At 73.3% G+C, this 21,574-nt stretch carries 15 protein-coding genes and 1 tRNA gene; 8 read left to right on the top strand and 8 right to left on the bottom strand.

From position 1 onward, the window contains the following. Nucleotides 1-168: 168 nt before the first annotated feature. Together ACFI33_RS10940 and ACFI33_RS10935 are read left to right on the top strand one after the other, a co-directional pair. A complete protein-coding gene (locus tag ACFI33_RS10940) occupies nucleotides 169-2,433 on the top strand; it encodes a bifunctional metallophosphatase/5'-nucleotidase (protein ID WP_122053856.1) in 2,265 nt (754 codons plus the stop codon). A gap of 27 nt (nucleotides 2,434-2,460) precedes the next feature. Continuing rightward, the gene (locus ACFI33_RS10935; protein WP_336575001.1) at nucleotides 2,461-5,205 is read left to right on the top strand and encodes an ExeM/NucH family extracellular endonuclease; all 2,745 of its coding nucleotides are present in this window, start codon (nucleotides 2,461-2,463) and stop codon (nucleotides 5,203-5,205) included. 84 nt (nucleotides 5,206-5,289) lie between these two features. On the opposite strand, the gene ACFI33_RS10930 is transcribed toward ACFI33_RS10935, so the two are convergent. Then, nucleotides 5,290-7,245: an FAD/NAD(P)-binding protein gene (locus tag ACFI33_RS10930; protein ID WP_336575002.1), complete on the bottom strand. Its 1,956-nt coding sequence runs from the start codon at nucleotides 7,243-7,245 to the stop codon at nucleotides 5,290-5,292. A 291-nt stretch (nucleotides 7,246-7,536) separates the two neighbouring features. Here ACFI33_RS10930 and ACFI33_RS10925 point away from each other — a divergent pair, with 291 nt between their 5' ends. After that, nucleotides 7,537-8,397 carry a PRC and DUF2382 domain-containing protein gene (locus tag ACFI33_RS10925; RefSeq protein ID WP_127435298.1) on the top strand — a complete coding sequence of 287 codons (861 nt, stop codon included), beginning with the start codon at nucleotides 7,537-7,539 and terminating at the stop codon, nucleotides 8,395-8,397. Between the two features lie 196 nt (nucleotides 8,398-8,593). Then, nucleotides 8,594-8,685 (top strand) — tRNA-Ser (locus tag ACFI33_RS10920). Between the two features lie 77 nt (nucleotides 8,686-8,762). Here the strand turns inward: ACFI33_RS10920 and ACFI33_RS10915 are convergent. Further along, the gene (locus ACFI33_RS10915; RefSeq protein ID WP_127435297.1) at nucleotides 8,763-9,614 is read right to left on the bottom strand and encodes a hypothetical protein; all 852 of its coding nucleotides are present in this window, start codon (nucleotides 9,612-9,614) and stop codon (nucleotides 8,763-8,765) included. Nucleotides 9,615-9,809: 195 nt separating this feature from the next. On the opposite strand from ACFI33_RS10915, the gene ACFI33_RS10910 reads away from it, so the two are divergent. Continuing rightward, nucleotides 9,810-11,174 carry a polysaccharide deacetylase family protein gene (locus ACFI33_RS10910; RefSeq protein WP_127435296.1) on the top strand — a complete coding sequence of 455 codons (1,365 nt, stop codon included), beginning with the start codon at nucleotides 9,810-9,812 and terminating at the stop codon, nucleotides 11,172-11,174. A 45-nt stretch (nucleotides 11,175-11,219) separates the two neighbouring features. Here ACFI33_RS10910 and ACFI33_RS10905 read toward each other — a convergent pair whose 3' ends face one another. After that, complete coding sequence (locus tag ACFI33_RS10905; RefSeq protein WP_255420491.1) at nucleotides 11,220-12,371, bottom strand: MFS transporter; 1,152 nt, start codon at nucleotides 12,369-12,371, stop codon at nucleotides 11,220-11,222. A 141-nt stretch (nucleotides 12,372-12,512) separates the two neighbouring features. Here ACFI33_RS10905 and ACFI33_RS10900 point away from each other — a divergent pair, with 141 nt between their 5' ends. After that, nucleotides 12,513-13,988, top strand: a complete 1,476-nt coding sequence (locus ACFI33_RS10900; RefSeq protein ID WP_127435519.1) for a phosphomannomutase/phosphoglucomutase — start codon at nucleotides 12,513-12,515, stop codon at nucleotides 13,986-13,988. A 10-nt stretch (nucleotides 13,989-13,998) separates the two neighbouring features. Here the strand turns inward: ACFI33_RS10900 and ACFI33_RS10895 are convergent, their stop codons facing one another. Beyond that, the gene (locus ACFI33_RS10895) at nucleotides 13,999-16,194 is read right to left on the bottom strand and encodes a RecQ family ATP-dependent DNA helicase (RefSeq protein ID WP_129043140.1); all 2,196 of its coding nucleotides are present in this window, start codon (nucleotides 16,192-16,194) and stop codon (nucleotides 13,999-14,001) included. A 71-nt stretch (nucleotides 16,195-16,265) separates the two neighbouring features. Here ACFI33_RS10895 and ACFI33_RS10890 point away from each other — a divergent pair, with 71 nt between their 5' ends. Both ACFI33_RS10890 and ACFI33_RS10885 read left to right on the top strand, forming a co-directional pair. Then, nucleotides 16,266-16,724, top strand: a complete 459-nt coding sequence (locus ACFI33_RS10890) for an RrF2 family transcriptional regulator (RefSeq protein WP_002858036.1) — start codon at nucleotides 16,266-16,268, stop codon at nucleotides 16,722-16,724. Between the two features lie 94 nt (nucleotides 16,725-16,818). Next, nucleotides 16,819-18,009, top strand: coding sequence for a globin domain-containing protein (locus ACFI33_RS10885; protein ID WP_127435093.1), 1,191 nt, complete (start codon nucleotides 16,819-16,821; stop codon nucleotides 18,007-18,009). A 26-nt stretch (nucleotides 18,010-18,035) separates the two neighbouring features. On the opposite strand, the gene ACFI33_RS10880 is transcribed toward ACFI33_RS10885, so the two are convergent. The 4 genes from ACFI33_RS10880 to ureG all read right to left on the bottom strand — a co-directional run. After that, a complete protein-coding gene (locus ACFI33_RS10880; RefSeq protein ID WP_036339813.1) occupies nucleotides 18,036-19,028 on the bottom strand; it encodes an urea transporter in 993 nt (330 codons plus the stop codon). After that, nucleotides 19,025-20,083 (bottom strand): HoxN/HupN/NixA family nickel/cobalt transporter, encoded by a 1,059-nt coding sequence (locus ACFI33_RS10875; protein ID WP_036339816.1) that lies wholly within the window; start codon nucleotides 20,081-20,083, stop codon nucleotides 19,025-19,027. The genes ACFI33_RS10880 and ACFI33_RS10875 overlap by 4 nt, the downstream gene beginning before the upstream one ends. Nucleotides 20,084-20,124: 41 nt before the next feature. Continuing rightward, entirely contained in the window at nucleotides 20,125-20,979 is an 855-nt protein-coding gene (locus tag ACFI33_RS10870) for an urease accessory protein UreD (protein ID WP_127435092.1), read from the bottom strand. Then, nucleotides 20,972-21,574, bottom strand: a 603-nt coding sequence (gene ureG, locus ACFI33_RS10865; protein ID WP_462624015.1) for an urease accessory protein UreG, incomplete at its 5' end; no start/stop codon positions are given. The genes ureG and ACFI33_RS10870, both read right to left, overlap by 8 nt.

The following is a 21,574-nucleotide window of genomic DNA, read 5'->3' as shown; positions in this document are numbered from 1 at the left end:
CCCCCCCCCCCCCCCCCCCCCCCCCCCCCCCCCCCCCCCCCCCCCCCCCCCCCCCCCCCCCCCCCGCCTCTCGTTCACCTGGAGGCCACCTGGATGTGATGGACTCCGCGCGTCACCCCGCCGTCCACCGGCGGCGCACCTCTGTCATCACGCATCCCGGGGAGAGCCATGCCCAGCCTGTTCCGCCGCCGTGCCGTCACCACGGCCGCCTGCACCGTCCTCGTCCTCGCGCCCGCGAGCGCGGCGCCCGCCCTCGCCGTCGAGACGGCCGCCGCGGACGAGACCACCATCTCGATCCTGTCCTTCAACGACTTCCACGGCGCGCTGTCCGCGGACTACATCGGCACGCAGTTCGCGGACACCGTGGAGGACTACCGCACCGCGTTCGAGGCCGAGCACGGTGCCGGCTCCACGCTGCTGACCAGCGCCGGCGACCTGATCGGTGGCTCGAAGTCCGTGTCCAACGTGCAGCAGGACAACCCGACGATCGACGTGATGAACGCGCTCGGCCTGGCCTCGCTGACCGCCGGCAACCACGAGTTCGACAAGGGCCTGGACGACCTGCAGGGCCGTGTGGAGTCCCGGGCCCAGTTCCCGGTGCTCTCCGCCAACCTGGTGGACCCGACGAGCAAGGAGCCCGTCCTCACCTCGCACGCCGTCTTCGACGTCGACGGCGTGCGCGTCGCGGTCATCGGCGCCTCCCCCAACGAGCTGTACGCGACCACCACCGGCGCGGGCCTGAAGGGCAACGAGGTCCTCGACGAGGTCGCCGCCGTGAACGCGGTCGCGGACGAGCTGGAGGCCCAGGACGCCGCCGACGTGATCGTGGCCTCGTACCACGACGGCGCCGCCGGGGCGGGCGAGCTGGCCGCCGAGCGGGCGGCCCGGGCCGAGTTCGACCGCATCGTCGGCGAGACCTCCTCCGCCGTGGACGTCATCTTCAACGCCCACACCCACCAGCTCTACCAGTACGACACCACGGCCGGCGGCGCCCACCGCCCCGTGATCCAGGCGGGCGCCTCCGGCAGCCACCTGGCCGCCGTCGAGCTGACCGTGGGCGCCGACGGCGAGGTCACCGGGCTCACCCCGCGCCTGCTGGCCCGGTCCACGCAGGCCCCCGCCGAGGCCGCCGCGGAATCCCCCGTCACCGCCCAGGTGTACGCGATCGAGCAGGAGGCCGTCGCGGTCTTCGAGGACCTGCAGGGCGAGGTCGTGGCCGACCTGTCCGCCTCCATCACCACCGACTACCAGAAGCTCATCGACGCCGGCGGCTCCTGGAAGGCCGGCGGCACGCGCGCCGCCGAGACCACCCTGGGCACCTGGGTGGGCGACGCCGTCAAGCACGCCGCCGAGCAGGCGAACCCCGAGGTGGACCTCGGCGTGACCAACCCCGGCGGCCTGCGCTCCGAGCTGCTGACGGACCGCTTCACCGACGGCGGCGCGTTCCCGGCCAAGCCGGCCGACCTCGTCGGTCGCCTCACCCTGGGCGAGCTGCTCGACATGGCGCCGTTCGGCAACACCATCACCTACTTCGACATCCCGGGCTCCTCCATCAAGCTGGCCCTCGAGGAGAACTGGCGGAACGACGTGCGCAAGTTCACCCTCGGCTGGTCCGAGGAGCTGACCTGGACCTACGACGAGTCCCGCCCGCAGGGGGACAAGGTGACCGGCGTGTGGATCGACGGCGAGCCGCTCCAGGCGGACCGCATGTACACGGTGGCCAGCCAGTCGTTCCTGGCCGACGACACCTGGACGACGCTCGGGGACCCGACCAAGGCCCCCGACGGCTACACCGCCTTCGCGACCGGCCGCCAGAACTTCGTGAACATGGGCCTGTTGGACTCCCAGGCGATCACGGACTACGCCCGCGCCCAGGACGCGGCCCACGGCGCCGTCGCCCCGGACTTCGGCAAGAACGGCGTGCCGGTCACCGACGCCCCCGCCTCGGTCGAGGCCGGGCAGGCCGTCGGCCTGACCCTCGGGGACCTCGTGGTGGACTCCGACGGCGCCCCCGCGGCGACCGCGGTCGACGTCGCCTTCCGCACGGCCGACGGCACCGAGACCGCCCTGGGCACCGTGGCCGTCCCCGCGGGCTCCGAGACCGTCACGCTCTCCGGGATCACCGCCCCCGCCGCGGCGGGCACGGGCGAGCTCGTGATGACCGTGCGCTACGCCGACGGCAGCACGACCGTGGTGCGCCATGCCCTCGAGGTCACCGCGGCCCCGTCCCCCACCGAGCCGGAGCAGCCCGCCCCGACCCACCCGGGCAAGGGTCATGGCAAGGGCCATGACAAGGGCGCCGACCACCCGGGCAAGGGCCGCGTGAAGGGCGAGGACCACCCGGGCAAGGGCCGCGGCGTGCAGCGCGGCGCCGCCACGCACCCCGTCTTCTCCGCCCATGCCTGGCTGACCGCCGCGGGCCTGCCGCGCTGACCCATCGAGAACGAGACCGAGGACGACATGACCCCCCTGCCCCGCTTCGCCGCGCGCACCGCGGTGACCACCGCCGCCCTGGCCCTGCTCGCCCCCGCCGTGGCCCTGCCCTCCCAGGCCAGCCCGGCCGGCGACTCCCTCGTCATCAACGAGGCGTACACCAACGGCGGCTCCGCGAACGCCGTGTACACCCACAAGTTCGTGGAGCTCTACAACCCCACCGACCAGCCGATCAGCCTCGACGGCTGGTCCCTGCAGTACCGCTCCGCCGCCGGCACGGCCGCGACCCAGGGCACGGTCGCGCTGTCCGGCACGGTGCCCGCGAAGGGCCACTTCCTGGTCTCCGGCGGCTCCAACGGCACCGCGGGCGTCGCCCTGCCGCAGGCGGACCTCGTGGCCGGCGGGGCGTTCAACCCCGCGGGCACCAAGGGCACGATCGTGCTCGCACGCCAGGCGGGCACCGTGACGGACCTGCCGGTCGGCTCCGTGGTGACCGGCCAGGTGCCGGGCGTCGCGGACGTGCTCGGCTACGGCGCCACGAACACCTTCGAAACGGCGGCCGCCGGCGCCCCCTCGGCCAACTCGGACCCGAAGTCCCTCACCCGCACGAACGGCGTGGACACGGACGACAACAGCGCCGACTTCACCGTCACCGACCAGGTCACCCCGACCAACGCCGCCGCCACCGGCGGCGAGCCGACCCCGGAGCCCGAGCCGCAGCCGACCCCGGCCGAGCGGATCACCATCGCCCAGCTCCAGGGCACCGGCACGGCCACCCCGTACGCCGGGCGCCAGGTGACCACCACCGGCGTCGTCACCGCCGTGTACTCCACGGGCGGCTACGACGGCTACTACATCCAGACCGCCGGCACCGGCGGCGACACCCCCGACGCCACCCCGGGCGCCTCCGACGGCGTGTTCGTGTACTCGCCGGACACGGTCGGCTCCGTGACGCTCGGCGACCACGTCCAGGTCACGGGCGAAGCGGCCGAGCACTACGGCCTCACGCAGATCAAGGTCGCCGCCGGCGGCGTGCTGCCGGTCGCCGAGCCCGGCGCCGTGGCCCCCACGCCGGTGGAGTTCCCGCTGGAGGAGGCCGACCGTGAGGCGCTCGAGGGCATGGTCCTCGCCCCGCAGGGCGACTGGACGGTCACGGACAACTACTCCCTCAACCAGTACGGCTCCCTCGGCGTCGTCCCCGGCACCACGCCGCTGGACAACCCGACGTCGGTGGCCCGGCCCGGCGCCGAGGCCCAGGCCGTCGCGGCCGCCAACGCCCAGCAGCTGATCGTGCTCGACGACGGGGCCACCACGAACTTCATGCGCTCACCGGGCAACCAGAACCCGCTGCCGTACCTGGACGCGGACCAGCCGGTGCGCGTGGGCGCGGGCCTGGAGTTCACCACCGGAGTCATCCTCGACTGGCGCTTCGACGCGTGGTCCTTCCAGCCGCTGGGCCACCTCACCGACGCCACGGCGGCCGCCCTCCAGCCCGTGACGATCGAGGACACCCGCCCGGGCGAGGCCGCCCCCGAGGCGGTCGGCGGCAACGTCACCGTCGGCAGCTTCAACGTGCTCAACTACTTCACGACCCTGGGCCAGGACGTGGCCGGCTGCAGCGCCTACCGCGACCGCGCCGGCAACCCCGTCACCACGAACGGCTGCCTGCCGCGCGGCGCCTACACCCCCGAGGCGTTCGCCCGCCAGCAGGAGAAGATCGCGGCCGCGATCAACGGCCTCGACACCTCGGTGGTCGCGCTCGAGGAGATCGAGAACTCCGAGAAGTTCGGCCTCGACCGGGACCACGCGCTGGCCCACCTCGTGGAGGCCCTCAACGCGCAGGCCGGCGAGCAGCGCTGGGCCTACGTGGCCTCCCCGACCGCGCGTCCCGCGCTCGCGGACGAGGACGTCATCCGCTCCGCGTTCATCTACCAGCCGGCCGAGGTCACCCCGGTGGGCGAGTCGGTGATCCTCGACGACCAGACGAACTTCGACAACGCCCGCGAGCCGATGGCCCAGCTGTTCCGCGCCGCCGACGGCACGTCCGAGGGGGCGGCCGGCACCGACTTCGTGGCGATCACCAACCACTTCAAGTCCAAGGGCGGCTCCGGTGCGACCGGGGGCAACGTGGACGCGGGCGACGGCCAGGGCGCATACAACGCGGACCGCGTGGGCCAGGCCGAGGCCCTCGTGGCCTTCGCCGAGCGCATGAAGGCCGAGACCGGCACCGACCGCGTCCTGCTCATGGGTGACTTCAACGCGTACGAGAAGGAGGACCCGATCCGCGTGCTCGAGGCGGCCGGGTACGTCTCGCAGGGCGCGCTCACGGGCGAGTACTCGTACGCGTTCGGCGGCGCCGTCGGCAGCCTGGACGGGATCTACGCCTCGCCGTCGGCGGCGGCGGCGATCACCGGCCAGGACATCTGGATGATCAACGCGAACGAATCCGTGGCACTGGAGTACTCGCGCCACAACTACGTGGCCGAGGACCTGTACTCCGCGGACCAGTGGCGGTCCTCGGACCACAACCCGATCCTGGTGGGCCTCCAGCTCGACGCGCCCGTGACCGAGCCGACCCCGGAGCCGGAGCCCTCCCCGGGCGAGACCTGCGACGGTGTGACCGATCCGCGCGGCGTGCCGGGCAAGCCCGCGAACTCCGTGCGCGAGTGGCTGCGCTGCGTCGGCGCGACCCCGGGTCACGGCGGCGACCACCCGGGCAAGGGCCACGGCCCGGAGCACCCGGGCAAGGGCCGCGGGCCGGTCCGTCCCTGACGGGACGCGGGGCGCCACACCCGGCATGACGACGGCGGGGCCGTCCGGGAGCCACCCGGGCGGCCCCGCCGTCGTCGTGGGGGCTCAGCCGGCGAGCACGGCCGCCGCGGCGGCGTCGGCGTCGGCGAGGAAGAGGGCACGTCCGGTCGGATCGGCCCCGGCCTCGGCCGCGATCGCGGTGCCCCACTGCACGCCGGAGAGCTGCAGGCCCAGCACGAACACGTCCGCGTGGACCGTGCCGTCCGCGGCCCGCAGCCGGTACGGGCGGGCCGTGACGTCGAAGCCGGTGGCGGGCACGCGCACACCCTCCTCGTCCTCCCACGTCCCGGCCGCGGCGACGCCGTCCGCCAGCATCTGACGGACCAGCGGGGAGGCGGCGGCCTGCACGCGGTTGGGCGGCATCATCGCCTCCACCAGCCAGGCCCCCTCGACGACGGCGGGCCCCAGCGAGTCCTGCGCTCCCACCTGGGGGCTGTGGGCGGTGAATGCGTGTTCCTCGGCCTCGACCACGGGCGCGGGGCCGGCCCAGGTGAGCAGGCCGGCCCGGTGCACCGCGAGCATCTGCTCCACGCGCCACAGGGGCGGGCCGGAGGCGAGGCCCTCGACCAGCGGCTCGAACCAGCCCTGGACGTCCCGGATGCGGGAGGCCTCGGCGATCCGGCCCTCGGCGATCCACGCCTTGATCCGCAGTCGGCCGGCATGGAGCGCGCCGACGGCCATCATGAACGGGGACTCCTCCCCGAGGGCGGCCTCCACGCAGGCCTGCTCCATGAGGTCCGCGACGGCCCGCTGATAGTCCTCATGGGAGGCGAACACGGCGTCCTCGAACGGGGACCCATAGGCCAGGATGTCGAGGAAGCGGCGCCCGGGGGCGTACCGCTGGAGGAGCTCCTCGGCGTGCGCGGAGGTCACGGGGGCGCCGCGGCCGGCCTCCTCGAGCTGGCCGACGAGCTCCCCGAGGAACCGGCGCGCCTCGACGGGCCCGCCGAGGATCTCGGGCTGGGCCCGGACGAGCGTGGCGTAGTAGTGCCGGACCACGTCGCGGTGCAGCAGCGGCCAGAGGTGCTCGGCGAGGTCCAGGGCCCCGTGCCGGGCGGTGAGGGCGTCCACGGCGGCGTCGGAGAGGTAGCTGAGGGTGACGCCGCGGGGCACGAAGGCGTCCACCTCGGCCTTGGGCAGGTACGGGATGCCGCGGCGGGACATCAGGTGCAGGCGCGGCTCGTCCCCCGACGGCTCGTACCGCAGGGCCCGGCCGGGTCCGTCGCCGGTGCGGCGGTACACCCCGCCCCGGCCCTGGGTGAGCTGGGCCAGCAGGTCGAACGCGTTCAGGCCCATGCCCCGCACGAGGACGTCCGCCCCGGCCTCCACGGTCTCCCATTCCACGTCCGAGGGGATCTGCGGGCCCTGGTAGTGCAGCTCGTCCCGGCCCCGCGCGGCGGCGGCCATCCGGTTCTGGCCGGGGCTGAGCTCCGCAGGCTGATGGCCCAGGCAGAGCACGACGGCGTCCGCGTCGAGCACGGAGACCGCGCCGTCGGCGTCCCGCAGCTCCAGGCGGGCGCCGCCGTCGGGCCGGGGGTGCAGGGCGGTGGCCTCGGCGCGGTGCTCGACGACCTCGACGACCTCGGGACGGGTGCGCAGCCCCGCCACGACGTCCTTGTACAGGTGCCGGAGGTAGCGCCCGTAGACCGCCCGCGCCGGGTACTGGTGGCGGCGCACGCCGAGGCTGGCCTCCGGGTGCACGCGACGCCACTGGTCGAAGGTCTGGGCGGCGGTGGAGGGGCGCAGACCGGGGTTGTCGGCGGCGCACGCGGTCGGGAAGAACGCAGGGGTGTTCATGAGGTACAGCTCGGACTGGTCCGTGCGCCACACCCGCCCTGGCCCGGGCGGATAGGGGTCCACGACGTCGATGCGCAGCCGCCGGGGGTGTGCGTCCGGGGCCGCGCCCTCGAGTCGGGCGAGGATCCGCTCCAGCAGCATGACGCCGCGGGGGCCGGCTCCCACCACTGCGAGGCGGCGATCGGCCACCAGGGGCTCGGACATGGGGCCTCCACTCTCCTCGGGATCGTTTTCACGCCTGCAGCGCGCGTATTCCACACAGTATCGGTGGCCGTCAAGAGTCGCGGACCGCATGCGCCACACTCCCACCGATCCCCCAGGATCCACAGCAGGCCCGGACGAAGAATCCGCGGAATCATGCGGATCACGTCGAGATTCTGGGAGAAGTCTGGGAATTGGGAATCTGGGGGGCCGATGGTTGACGCCACTCGGGCCCATGGGGAATTGTGAATGAGCGTAAGGCAACAAAACACCAATTCAGAAGGAGAATTCCTCATGGACCGCAACGCTCTCGACCAGCTGCAGAACTCTACCGTCTTCGCCACCGACGGCGACAAGATCGGCTCCGTCGGTCAGGTCTACCTCGACGACGTCACCAACGAGCCCACCTTCATCACGGTGAAGACCGGCCTGTTCGGCGCCCGCGAGACCTTCGTCCCGCTGCAGCAGGCCCAGATCACCGCCGACGGCATCACGGTGCCTTTCGAGAAGTCCTTCGTGAAGGACGCCCCGAACGTGGACGCCGACGGCTCGCTGACCCCCGAGGAGGAGCAGCGCATCTACGAGTACTACTCCCTGGAGTACTCCGTCGTGGAGTACCCCGCCGTGGATCACGACGGCGACGAGCGTCGTGACGACGTGCGCACCGATGCCGGCACCGCCGGCGTGGCCGGCACTGCGGGTGTGGCTGGCGTGGCCGACCGTCGCGACGAGGCCGTCGTGGACGGCGACCGCCGCGACGTGACCGACGCCGACTCCGTCGTCGTCAAGGACGAGCACCTGAACGTCGGCACCGAGCGCCGCGCCACCGGCCGCGTCCGTCTGCGCAAGCAGGCCTACACCACCACCGAGACCGTCGAGGTGCCCGTCACCCGCGAGGAGGTCGTGGTGGAGCGCGAGTCCGTCGATCCGAACTCCGCCGAGGCCCGCACCGCCGGCCGCGACGGCGACGTCGAGGTGACCACCTACGAGGAGACCCCGGTCGTCAACAAGACCGTGGAGGCCGAGAAGGTCTCCCTGGGCAAGCGCCAGGTGCAGGACACCGAGACCGTGAGCGAGGAGGTCCGCCACGAGGACGTCAAGATCGACGGCGACGCCACCGATCGCGACCTCGACGGCCGCAAGGATCGCATCTGATCTGACCAGACGCGCCGGCCTCAGGCCGGACGGCTGACAGATCACGCGGGGCCCCGGATCCATGGATCCGGGGCCCCGCTCGTGCGCGATGGTGATCCGTCCGTGAGCACGCCGCTCCTTTGCCCTGCCCTGGCCTGGCGCGCTAAACTGAACCGGTCTGACCGCGCGTCGCCCCGTGCGAGGCGCGCCGGATGGAGGAGACGTGCCAGAGCGGCCGAATGGACTTCACTGCTAATGAAGGGCTCGACGAAAGTTGGGCCGGGGGTTCAAATCCCCCCGTCTCCGCCAGAGAGGGCCGGAATCCACGCGATTCCGGCCCTCTTCGCGTCTGTACGCGGGGACCTGACATACCGACCGGCTGGTGACTAGCCCTCCCCGCGACGCTCGCGCATGCGGCGCAGCAGCTCGTACGCCTCCGGCACGGAGAGCTCCGAGTGGCTGGACAGCTGGACGGCGGCGGACTCGAGGTTGCCGTCCCGCACCATGGCGGCGAGCTGGTCGCGCAGCCACGGCGGCAGGTCCCGCGAGGAGAGCCGGACGGACTCCGTCCCCCGCATCACCTCGACCTCGAAGGGGAGCTCCTCCTCAGCGGGGGCGGCGGTCCACTCGGCCGGGACGGTCAGGGTCGTCAACTCGTCGGCGGACGGCGCCGTCGGACGCGGCGCGGCCGAGGCGTGGTCGCTGTCCTGCCGGGCGTCGTCCTCGGCCACGGCGTCAGAGGTCTCGCGATCGGGCGTCTGGGCGTCCGGCTCCCCCCGCCCGCTCGAATCCTGTCCGGGCCGCTTCGGCCCGGGGGTGTCGGCCGGGGCCGCGTCGTCCCGGTGGGGCTCCCCATGGCCGCCGGGAACGGGCCCCGCGGCTCCGGCGGACGTGGCGTCCGGTTCCTGCACCGGCTCGGAGTAGACCTGCGGATGCACGGCGAGGGACTGCACGTCCATGACGGCGTCCTTCAGGCCGCGTCCCGTGTGGGCGCGGTAGTCGCGCACGGCCTCCATCACGCGGCTCTGGGCGATGTGCCCGTACACGCGCCGATGGGCGTCCTCGTCCAGCAGCCCCGCTGCCAGACGCGCCCGCTCCGGTCCGATGTCCAGCCCGCGACCGGACGGCGTGCGCTGGTCCGCCGCCTGACGCGCTCGACCGGCCGACATCCACCGGGCGGCGGCGAACGCGAGGGCGCCGATGACGACCACCGCGAGGACAGGGACGAGATATTCCATGCCTCCAGTCTAGGTGTGGCCCGCGAGGGCCATGCCGGCGGCCGCGGCGCCACATCACAACCTGGTCACAGTTCTGCCGGGGCCCCAGAGCCACCGAGGGCCTCGCCTACGGTGGAACGTGGAGTTCTCCGTGTCTGGTCACGGCGGCCAGGGAGGAGACACTCCGCCCGCCACTCGACCGAGCCAGGAGACCGCATGTCCTTTCCCCGCCCGTCCGCCCGCACCGTCGACACCCCCTCGCCCCGGCGACGCCGCTGGTGGGGGACGTCGGTGGCCCTGGCCCTCGTGCTGGCCGGCTGTGCCGCCCCGCAGGGGGACGAGGGGACGGCGGCCGGGTCCTCGGGCTCCACGGACGCTGCCGTCTCGTCGCCCGCATCTGCGGACGGCTCGGAGGCCTCGTCGTCGCAGGGACGGTCCTCGGATGCGGCCTCCTCGCAGGCTGCGGCGTCGTCCGGTGAGGGCTCGCCGTCGGCCGCCGCGGACCCCGCGGACCCCGCGCTCCCCCTGGCCGCCCGCTCCCACGAGGGCGTGCCGATGCGGGCCTTCACGGCGGAGGAGCGCCCGCCGCAGTTCGTCCTCTTCTCCTTCGACGGCGGCCGTCAGGATGTGCGCTGGAAGACCTTCCTGGACGCGGCGGCGGACTCCGACGCGAAGTTCACGGTGTTCCAGTCCGCGATCAACCTCATCGAGACCGCCAACCGGGAGAACTACACGGCGCCCGGCAACGAGCCCGGCTACGTGGGCACGGAGTTCGGCGGCGACGAGGCCGAGGTGGCGCAGCGCATCGAGAACATCAACACGGCCCACGCCGCCGGCCACGAGATCGGCACCCACTACGCGGGCCACCTGTGCGCGCCCACGAGGTACGGCGCAGACCAGTGGTCCACGGCCGAATGGAAGCAGGAGTACGGCTCGTTCACGGACATCCTCTCCGACCCCGGCGCCTACAACCCGGGCAGCTCCCTGCCGGCGCTGGAGGTCACCCCCGACGACGTCAAGGGCGGACGCCTGCCCTGCCTCGACGGGGAGTGGGACCAGCTCGTCCCGATGTGGAAGGACAACGGACTCGAGTACGACACGTCGCGTGCCGCGGCCGCCTCCGGCGTCGCCTGGCCCTACCAGGAGGACGGGATCTGGGAGTTCGAGATGCCGATGACCTGGTCCCCCGTGCTCGCCGAGAAGGACGCGGCCAGCCCGTTCGTGATGGCGATGGACTACAACTTCTGGATCTCCGGCAACGGCGGCAAGGACATCCCGGAGGACGTCGCCCGACTCACCGACTTCCAGTACCGCACCTACCGCTACATGTACGACTCGGCGTTCGCGGGCAACCGCGCCCCGCTGGTGTTCGGCAACCACTTCAACGACTGGGGTCTCAACGCGTTCAACCCGGCTGTGGAGAAGGTCATGCGCGAGGTGTGCGTCGAGGAGGACACCTACTGCGTGACCTACCAGCAGATGATCGCGTGGCTCGAGCTGCAGGACCCGGAGGTCCTCGCCGCCTGGCGCGACCAGGCCCGGTCCGCCACCGGCACGGATGCCGAGAACCTCGGCTGGTGACCCGCCGGGCGGCCCGCTCACACCCGCCCCCATGACGGCCCCGGCTCAGCGCGCCGGGGCCGTCCCGCGTCCGCGCAGCACGACGACGGCGCTCGCCAGGGCGGTCAGCACCAGGGCCAGGACCATCAGCACCGTCCCCGGCCACCCGTGGGACTCGTGGAACACGCCGCCCAGCCAGCCGAAGAGACTCGAGCCGGCGTAGTACGCGAAGTTGTACAGGGAGGTCGACTGGGCGCGGCCCGTGGGGGCGGCCGTCCCGGACCACGCGGAGGCGACGGCGTGGGCGGCGAAGAACGCGCCCGTCACGAGCACGAGGGCGGGCACCAGCACCGCCGGATGCGGCACCGACGTGAGGGCGACGCCCGCCGCCATGGCCGCCGTCGCGCCGGCCAGGACGGGCAGCCGTCCCACCCGCGCGGCCAGCCGACCCGCGCGCGGCGACGACCACGTGCCCGCGAGATAGGCGAGGAAGACGAGGCCGGCCGCCGTCGGCGTCCAGGAGAACGGCGGGTCGAGCAGGCGGTACCCCACGAAGTTGTACAGCGCCACGAACCCGCCCATCAGCAGCGCCCCCTGCAGGTAGACGGCGACGAGCTCCGGCGAGCGCAGGTGACCGCGCACGATGCGCACGAGCGTCGCCGGGGAGGTGGGCGACGGCGTGAAACGCCGGGCGCGCGGCGTGATCGCCAGGAAGCCGACCGTGCACAGCACCCCGACCACGGTGACGGTCAGCATCCCGCCGCGCCACGAGGACGCCTCCGCGACGGGCAGGGCGAGGAGCCGGCCGGAGAGCCCGCCGAGGGTGGTGCCGGCGATGTAGGTGCCGGCGGCAGCCGCGACCGCGTGCGGGACCACCTCCTCCGCCAGCAGCGCCACGGCGAGTCCCGCGACGCCCCCATGCGCCATGCCCTCGAGCAGGCGCAGGCCCAGCATGGCCTCGAACGTGGGTGCGAGGACGCCCGTGAGCGCGCACGCACTGGCGGAGACCATCGAGACCACCATGGCGCGTCGGCGGCCCCACCGGTCCCCGGCCACGGACCACGGCACCACCGACACGGCGAGGCCGAGTGTGCTGGCGGAGACGAGCAGGGCGGCACGGTCCGCGGGGACGCCCAGGTCGTCGCTGACGAGCGGCAGCAGGCCCTGCGGGGAGTAGAGCTGGGCGAACGTGGCCACCCCCGCCAGGAACAGCCCGATCAGCAGCCTGCGGTACGCGGGCTCCCCGGGAGCGGCCGGCGCGGGTCCCGACGGCGGGACGGCCGGGGGCCCCGCGCTCGGGGGCGGAGTGGTCGGGGGCACGCCCTCACTGTATCCAGGCTGTCCACTACGATCGGTCGGGTGACTACCTCGACCCCCTCCCTCGACCTGCACGACTCCTTCAAGGCGTACGACGTCCGCGGCATCGTGGGCGAATCCATCACGGCGGAGAGCGTCCGCGCGGTGGGCGCGGCCTTCGTGGACGTGCTGGGCCTGGCCGGTCAGACCGTGCTGGTCGGCGGGGACATGCGCCCCTCCTCGCCCGCGTTCATGACGGCCTTCGCCGAGGGTGCCACGCGCCGCGGCGCCGACGTCGTCACCCTGGGGCTGATCTCCACGGACATGCTCTACTACGCGGCGGGCGTGAAGCAGGCCGCGGGCGTGGTGTTCACCGCCTCGCACAACCCGGCCGAGTACAACGGCATGAAGATGGCCCAGGCCGGCGCCGTGCCGGTCTCCTCGGACACCGGGCTGTTCGAGATCCGCGACGCGGCCCAGGCCTACCTCGACGCCGGTGAGATCCCCGCGGCCGAGACCACCGGCACCGTGACGGAGGAGGACATCCTCCCCGGCTACGCCGCATACCTGCGCTCGCTCGTGGACCTGACGGGGGTGCGCCGCCTGAAGGTCGTGGTGGACGCGGGCAACGGCATGGCGGGCAAGACCACCCCGGCCGTCCTCGGCGACGCCGAGCTGGCCGCCCTGCCGCTGGAGATCGAGCCGCTCTACTTCGAGCTGGACGGCACCTTCCCGAACCACCCGGCCAATCCTCTGGAGCCGGAGAACCTGCGGGACCTGCAGGCCGCCGTCGTGGAGCACGGTGCGGACATCGGCCTGGCCTTCGACGGCGACGCCGACCGCTGCTTCGTGATCGACGAGCAGGGCGCTCCGGTCTCCCCCTCCGCGGTCACCGCCCTGGTGGCCCGCCGCGAGATCGCCCGCGCGAAGGCCGACGGCGAGCAGACCCCCGTGGTCATCCACAACCTGATCACCTCCCGCGCCGTCCCCGAGCTCGTGGCGGCCGACGGGGGCCGGGCCGTGGAGACCCGCGTGGGCCACTCCTTCATCAAGGCGGTCATGGCCGCCGAGTCCGCCGTGTTCGGGGGCGAGCACTCCGCGCACTACTACTTCCGCGACTTCTTCAACGCGGACACCGGCATGCTCGCGGCCATGCACGTGCTGGCGGCCCTGGGCGGCCAGGAGCAGCCGCTGTCCGAGCTGGCCGAGGAGTACGAGCCGTACGTGGCCTCCGGCGAGATCAACTCGCAGGTCGAGGACAAGGACGCCGCCGTGGCCGCGGTGGTGGCGCAGTTCGCCCCCGCCGTGGGCGAGGGCGTCGGCGAGGGCCAGGCCGTGCACGAGGACTTCGCCGGGGTGGCCACCACGGTGACCCGCATGGACGGCACCACGGTCGCCGCCCAGGACGGCACGTGGTGGTTCAACCTCCGCCCGTCCAACACGGAGCCGTTCCTGCGCTACAACGGCGAGGCCCGCACGGCCGCCACCATGGAGGCACTCCGCGACGCCGTGCTGGCGATCGTCCGCGCGGAGCGCTGACCGCGGCGGCTCATCCGGCCTGGGCGAGGACGAGCGGCAGCACCCCCTGCGCGCCGGCCTCGCGCAGCACCCGCGCAGCCTCGGCGAGCGACCACCGCGAGTCGACGAGGTCGTCGACCAGCAGCACGGGGCCGTGGCGGCCGGCGTCCGGGGCGGTGCGCAACATCTGCGCCATCGCCTCGGGGACGGCGAACCGGCCGTACACGGACCCGAGCCGGTAGGCGCTGTTGCCGCCCGCCCCGGCCGTGGGGCCGCCGCGCGCGTGTTCGAGCGAGCCGAGGAACGGCAGCCGGCCGATCCGGGCGATCCCCTCGGCGAACGACCCCACCAGCTGCGGGCGGGTGCGCGAGGGCATCGCGACGACGGCGATCGGCCGCGTCCGCCACCCCCAGCCGGCCAGGACGTCGACGGCGCCCCGCAGGACCTCCTCCGGCACCGGGGCGTCCTCCCGGTCCAGCAGGTCCCGCAGGACGGTGCCCCACCCGAGGTCCGTCAGGCGGGCGAGCGCGCGACCCTCCTCGGCCTGTGACTCGGGCGCGATGCGCCCCTTCACGGGCACGCCCAGCCGGTCCATGCCCGAGGGCCACATGCGACGGGGCTCGATCGGCACACCGGTGCGGCGCAGGGCGGCCTCCGCGCGCTCCCGCGCCGCCCCGTCCGATCCCGTCGGGTACCAGGGGCCGGCACAGACGTCGCAGCGGCCGCACGGCGCGGCGGTGGGGTCGTCCAGGGTGCGGGCCAGGAACTCCATGCGGCACCGGTCCGTGGTCTGGTAGTCGAGCATGAGCCGCTCCTCGGCCCGGCGCGCCTCGGCCACGCGGGCGTACCGCTCGGCGTCGTACGTCCACTCCCGCCCGGTGGCGCGCCAGCCGCCGCCCACCCGCTCGACCGCCCCGTCCACGGCGAGGACCTTGAGCAGCAGCTCCAGGGTGGTGCGCTTGATCCGCACGGCCGGCTCGAGCGCCGCCACGGAGAGGGCCCCGCCGTGGTCCGCGAGCGCCCCCAGCACGGCGCGCGCCTGCTCCTCGTCCGGCATGGAGGCGGTGGCGAAGTACTCCCAGATGCGACGGTCCTCGGGCCCGGGCAGCAGGAGCACGTCCGCGTGGTCCGTCCCGCGGCCGGCACGGCCGACCTGCTGGTAGTACGCCACGGGCGAGCCCGGCGCGCCGAAGTGCACCACGAACGTCAGGTCCGGCTTGTCGAAGCCCATGCCGAGCGCCGAGGTGGCCACGACGGCCTTCACCCGGTTGGCCTTGAGGTCCTCCTCGATCTCGGCGCGCCGCTCCGGGTCCGTGCGGCCCGTGTAGGCGACCACCTCGTGCCCCGCCTCGCGCAGGGCGCGCGCCGTGTCCTCGGCGGCGGAGACGGTGAGGGCGTAGACGATCCCGGAGCCCGGCAGGTCCCCGAGGTGGTCGAGGAGCCAGGCCAGGCGCGCGGCCGGGCTGGGCAGGCGCAGCACGCCCAGGCGCAGCGAGGCGCGGGCCAGGGGGCCGCGGAGCACGAACACATCCTGCTCGGAGGCAACGCCGAGCTGCTCCACCACATCCGCCACCACACGGGCGTTGGCCGTGGCGGTGGTGGCCAGCACGGGCACCGCGCGCGGCCCCTCGGCGGGAAGCAGCCCGATCAGGTCCCGGATGCGGCGGTAGTCCGGCCGGAAGTCGTGGCCCCAGTCGGAGATGCAGTGGGCCTCGTCCACCACGAGCAGGCCCATGCGCGCCACGAGGTCCGGCAGCTGCTCGTCCCGGAACCGGGGGTTCGTGAGGCGCTCGGGCGAGATCAGCAGCACGTCCACCTCGTCCGCCGCGAGCCGGGCCCGGACCTCGTCCCACTCCGTGGCGTTCGCCGAGCTCACGGACACCGCGCGCACGCCCGCCCGGGCCGCGGCCGCGACCTGGTCCCGCATGAGCGCGAGCAGCGGGGAGACGATCAGCGTGGGCCCCGCGCCGCGGGCGCGCAGCAGCAGGGAGGCCACGAAGTACACGGCGGACTTGCCCCAGCCGGTGCGCTCCACCACCAGGGCGCGGCGGCGGTGGGCCACGAGCGCCTCGATCGCCTCGAACTGCCCGTCCTTGAATCGCGCGTCCGGCCGGTCCACGAGCCGACGCAGGACGGCCAGGGCCTCCTCGTGCAGCGCGGTGTCGCCCCCCGGCACGGAGGTCTCGGGGAGGCGGGGGCCGGCGTCGGGGTGCGAGGTGGCGTCCATGGCGTCAGTATGCCAACCGGCCCGGACACCGCAGGCGCGGCGGCGCCGTGCACCGGTGGGATGATGGCGGGATGAAGCTGAGCGCCTACACCGACGTCTGCCTGCGTGTGCTGATGACGCTCGCGGCCGCCGAGGGGGAACGGCTCACCAGCCAGCAGATCGCGGACCGGATCCAGGTGCCCTACAACCACGTGATCAAGGCGGTCGCCGAGCTGCGTCGCCGCGGGACCATCGAGGTGCTGCGCGGTCGGCACGGCGGGGCCATGATCGCCGCGGCCGGTCTGGACCAGCGTGTGGGCGAGCTCGTGCGCTCGCTGAGCAGCCGCGACGAGGTGATCGACTGCGCCGGGCGCGACTCCGGGGTGGCGTGCCCCTACGCCGGCGACTGCCGCCTGCGCGGCGCCCTGCACCGCGCACGCGAGGCCTTCCTCGCCGAACTCGACACCGTGCGGATCCGGGATCTGGTGAGCGCTGGGCCTGTCGGCGGCCCCGTGCTGCTGGGCCTGCCGGAGATCCCCGTGGCGCACTGAGGGAACGAGCCGGGGGCGAGTTCCCGACGGCGACGGCCGGGTGTAATCTGGCAAAATCAGCGCAAGATTCCCCACCGAGGAGACGGAGACCCCCGTGCTGTCCGAGAAGTCCCGCCCCGTCATCGAGGCCACCGCCGCCGTCGTCGCCGAGCACATGCCGGAGATCACGCCCCTGTTCTACGCCCACATGTTCGAGGCCCACCCCGAGCTCCTCGACGGCGTCTTCTCCCGCGCCAACCAGCGCAACGGCGAGCAGGCCCAGGCCCTCGCCGGATCCATCGTGAAGTTCGCGGTGCACCTGCTCGAGAACCCGGGCACCCTGCCCGAGGCCGTCCTGTCCCGCATCGCCCACAAGCACACCGCCCTCGGCATCGTCGAGGAGCAGTACCCGATCGTCTACGAGAACCTCTTCTGGGCCATCGGCGAGGTGCTCGGCGACGCCGTCACCCCCGCGGTGGCCGACGCCTGGACCGAGGTCTACTGGCTCATGGCCGACGCCCTCATCAAGATCGAGAAGGGCCTCTACGCCCAGCAGGCCAACGACAGGATGTGGACGGATTGGAAGGTCGTCGCGAAGGAGCCCACCGGCAACGCGGCCGTCACCTTCCGCTTCGAGCCGGCCGACGACACCCCGCAGACCCGCGGCAAGGCCGGCGGCTACGTGTCCGTACGACTGAAGGTCGAGGACGGCCTGCGCCAGTGCCGCCAGTACTCCCTCTCCGAGAAGGCCGGGTCCGCCACCGAGCGCGTCATCACCGTGAAGCTGGACGAGGGCGGCGAGGTCTCGCCCGTGCTCATCCAGAACGTGGAGGTCGGCGACGTCATCGAGCTGTCCAACCCCTACGGCGACATCACCCTCGAGGACGAGGACTCCACCGCTCCCCTGGTCCTGGCGACCGCCGGCATCGGCATCACGCCGGCCGCCTCCATCCTGAGCTCGCTGGCCGAACAGGGGTCCGACCGTGAGGTCGTCGTCCTGCACGCCGATGCCTCCCTGGAGTCCGTGGCCCTGCTCGGGCAGCTCACGGAGTCGCTCTCCGCGCTGCCGAACGCCCAGGCCCACCTGTGGCTCGGCGTGGCCCCGGAGCAGGCGCCCGAGGGCATCACCGTCCACGAGGGCCGCATGGACCCCTCCGAGATCGAGCTCCCCTCCGGCGCCGAGGTCATCCTCTGCGGCCCGCTCGCGTTCATGCAGTCCACCCGCTCGAAGCTGATCGACGCCGGCGTGCCCGCGACGTCCATCCGCTACGAGATCTTCGGCCCGGACCTCTGGCTCGCCGCCTGATCCGGCCCTCCTCCGGACGTCGGGTCTCAGCCCCGGCCGGCCGCCCGCCGCGCCCCGGCGACCAGCAGCAGCGTGGCCCACATGCCCAGCAGGAAAGGCCAGGTGAACACCGGGATCGCGGTCTCCACCAGCACGTGCTGGAAGGCCAGGCTCAGCGCCACGCCGACGACGACGAGCGGCACCCGCCGTCGCCAGCCGCCGAGCCCCTGGACCACCGCGCCGAGCGCGATGGCGACGAGCACGGAGTTGTACCCCCACAGGCCCGTGGACACGTCCGTGAGCTCGTGCCCCACGATGAGACGGGCCGCGGCGAAGGAGGCCACCGCGCCGAACAGCCCGTAGAGCCCCACCCGCCAGGACCCCACGAAGAGGGCCGCCAGGATCAGCGCGCCCGGGAGGGCGCCGTCCGCCAGGACCACCTCCGCGAAGCTGTTGAGCAGCCCCAGGCCGAGACCGGGCCACGGGGACCCGGATGAGGTCAGCGGGGCGGAGGGCCCGGCGAGGTCGGCCGTGAGGAGGGTCAGCATGCCCGCGGTCAGGCAGAACGGGGCGGTGGACACCGGGAGTCCCGCGGAGCGCAGGGGCCGGGTCGCGAAGAGCCGGGCCACGAGCACGTGCACGGGGACGCAGGCCGCGGCGCCGACCACCGTGGCCAGCACGGCTGTGAGGGGGGTGGGCGCGAAGACGAGCGCCGCGGCGGCCCCCACGAGCGCGCCGTTGTAGCCCATGATCCCGTGCCGCGCCTCGTCACCGAGCACGACCGCCCGGGCCCGCAGGTCGTCCTCGGTCTCGTCGGGGTGCCGGACGGCCGAGCACAGCGCCTGCATGGCGGAGCCCAGTGCCGTCGTCACCGCCGCCCAGGGGTGCATCAGCGCCAGGGCGCCCAGGATCAGCGCGCCGCTCAGGGAGTTCTCCAGGAAGAAGATCTGGGACACCCCGCGCAGCACCGTGCGGAGGGCCGTCCCGAGGGGGCGCGGCGCACGGGGGGATCGGGACGGGGCCGTGGTCGACGTCGTCATGCCGCATCCCCCACGGGGCGGACCCGGCCGTGCCGGTGCTCGAGCAGGGCGGCGCACAGCCAGATGAGAGCGAAGACGCCGACGAGCGCCAGTCCCGCGTGGCCGAGGTCCACCTCCGCCAGCCAGGTCGTCACCGGGTCCGTCAGACCCAGCAGCTCATGGACGAACGCGCCGAGGGTGAGCACCGCGATGAACAGGGCCGAGACCGCGGACACGGAGGTGACGACGAGGTTGAAGCGGCGTCGGCGCTCGGACTGCTGCAGAGCGCTCGAGTAGAGCCGCATCATGCCCAACCCGTTGGTGGTGTCGCAGAGCGTCATGGCGGCGGTGAACGCCACCGGCAGCGCCAGCAGGGTCACCAGGGGGATGCCGGCGGCGGAGACGGACACGGCCAGCAGCAGCAGGCCGATGGTCGTGGCCGTGTCGAAGCCCAGGCCGAAGAGGAACCCGATGACGAAGATGTCCCGCGGGGAGCGCACACGGCGCAGCGGGGCCCGCAGGAGGCGCGTGACCAGACCCGTGGGCTCCTCCGCCGGGCCCGGATGCCGTACTGCGGACGCCCGACGCAGCCGCAGCGCCGAGACGCCGTTGTACACGCCGAGCAGCAGCAGGTAGCCACCGGACACGCCGGTGCCGATCAGTCCGAGCACCCGGTTCGCCGGCGACCCGTCGGCGAAGGCCCCCTGCATGAGCCCCGCCCCGGCGACGGCCAGGACCGCCGCGAGCGTCACCACGAGGGAGTGGCCCAGGCTGAACGCCAGGCCCACGCCGGCCGGGCTGCCGCCCTCGGAGACGAACTTGCGCGTCGAGTTGTCGATCGCGGAGATATGGTCCCAGTCGTAGCTGTGCTTGAGCCCCGCCCCGTAGGCGGTGACGAGCGCGGCCAGGAGCACGGGCGAGGGCGACGCTCCGCCGTACCCGCCCAGCAGCAGCGCCGCGGCGAGGACGTGGAGCGCCACCACCACTGCGTAGACGGCCGCCACCCGCACCCGGAGCGGTCGCTCTGGGGCGGCTGTGCTGTGGGGCGTCACGGCGGTCGGGACGGCATGGCTCATAGGGGGTCCTCCTCCTCGGCGGGCACGGATGATGGGGTGGGTCAGTACTTGCGCAGGGCGAGCGGGGACTGGTCCCGCCAGCGGGCACGGAGCAGGTCCGCGAGCGCGTGGTGCAGGGCGGTGATGCGGGCGGTGGAGGCGGCGAGGGAGCGCACGCTCACGCAGTCCACCCCGTGGGCGCGGCCCGTGCCCGCCCGGGTGATGCCGGAGACCGTGTCCGAGGCGTCGACGATCTCCGTGAGCTCGGCGACGAGGTCCGCGTCCAGCCGACGGTCAGCGACCAGCAGCTGCCCGGTGTGGGAGTGGCCCTCGAGCATGCCCATCCCGGTCAGGCCCTGACCCTCCGCGGGGTGGAGCCGGAGCTGGTCCACGACGAGCCGGCGGGGGTCCCCGCCGGGATCGACGGTCACCTCCGTGCGCATGCCGAGCCGGTCGTAGCGGAACGGCTCGGCGGTGGGAGACCACCCGGGGGTGATCACCTCGGCCAGCAGCACGGAGGCGGAGGGGTCCATCACCACGCGGGTGTCCTGCAGATAGGACCCGCCCCGGTACACGATCAGCTGGTCGGGCACGTACTCGAGGACGGCGCCGGGTCCCAGCCGCAGGGTCATGTCCTGCCGGGCGGGGCCCTGCGGGGTGCGGTAGACCTTCGTGGCGGACTGCGTGGTCAGCAGCAGGGAGGCGTCCTCCTCGACGTCGACCTCGATCCCGTACCGGTCGGCGCCGAAGTAGGCGCCGCCGGGGTTGATCACGGTGTAGGAGACCTGCCCGGACCGGTCCAGGTAATGGGGGCGCAGCACGCGCAGCGCCCCCTGGTGGAACTGCCGGGCAGCCACGGAGCGGCCGCCGCGGACGGCGACGCGCAGGCGCAGCTCGCCGGTGAGGCCCTCAGCCAAGGTCTGCCATCAGCACGTCGTTGCGGATCCAGTCCATGACGACGTCCAGGCCCTCGTCGGTCTTGAGGTTCGTGAAGGCGAACGGGCGGTCCTTGCGGAACACCTTCGAATCGGACTCCATGACGGACAGGTCGGCGCCCACGTACGGGGCCAGGTCCGTCTTGTTGACGATGAACAGGTCCGACTTGATCATGCCCTGGCCGGCCTTGCGCGGGATCTTCTCACCCTGGGCGACGTCGATGATGTAGATCGAGAAGTCGACGAGCTCCGGGCTGAAGGTCGCCGAGAGGTTGTCGCCGCCGGACTCCACGAAGATCACCTGCAGGTCCGGGAAACGGGCCTTGAGCTGCTCGATGGCCGCCTCGTTCATGGAGGTGTCCTCGCGGATGGCGGTGTGGGGGCAGCCGCCCGTCTCGATGCCCACGATCCGCTCCTCCGGGAGCACCGAGGTGCGGGAGAGGATCTTGGCGTCCTCGATCGTGTAGATGTCGTTGGTGATGGCGGCCATCGAGATCTCCTCGCTCATCGCGCGGGTGAGGCGCTCCACGAGCTGGGTCTTGCCGGCCCCCACGGGGCCTCCGATGCCGATGATCAC

This window comes from Micrococcus sp. PSi08 (genome assembly GCF_054960655.1).
This window is presented reverse-complemented; position numbering and strand designations above follow the sequence as displayed.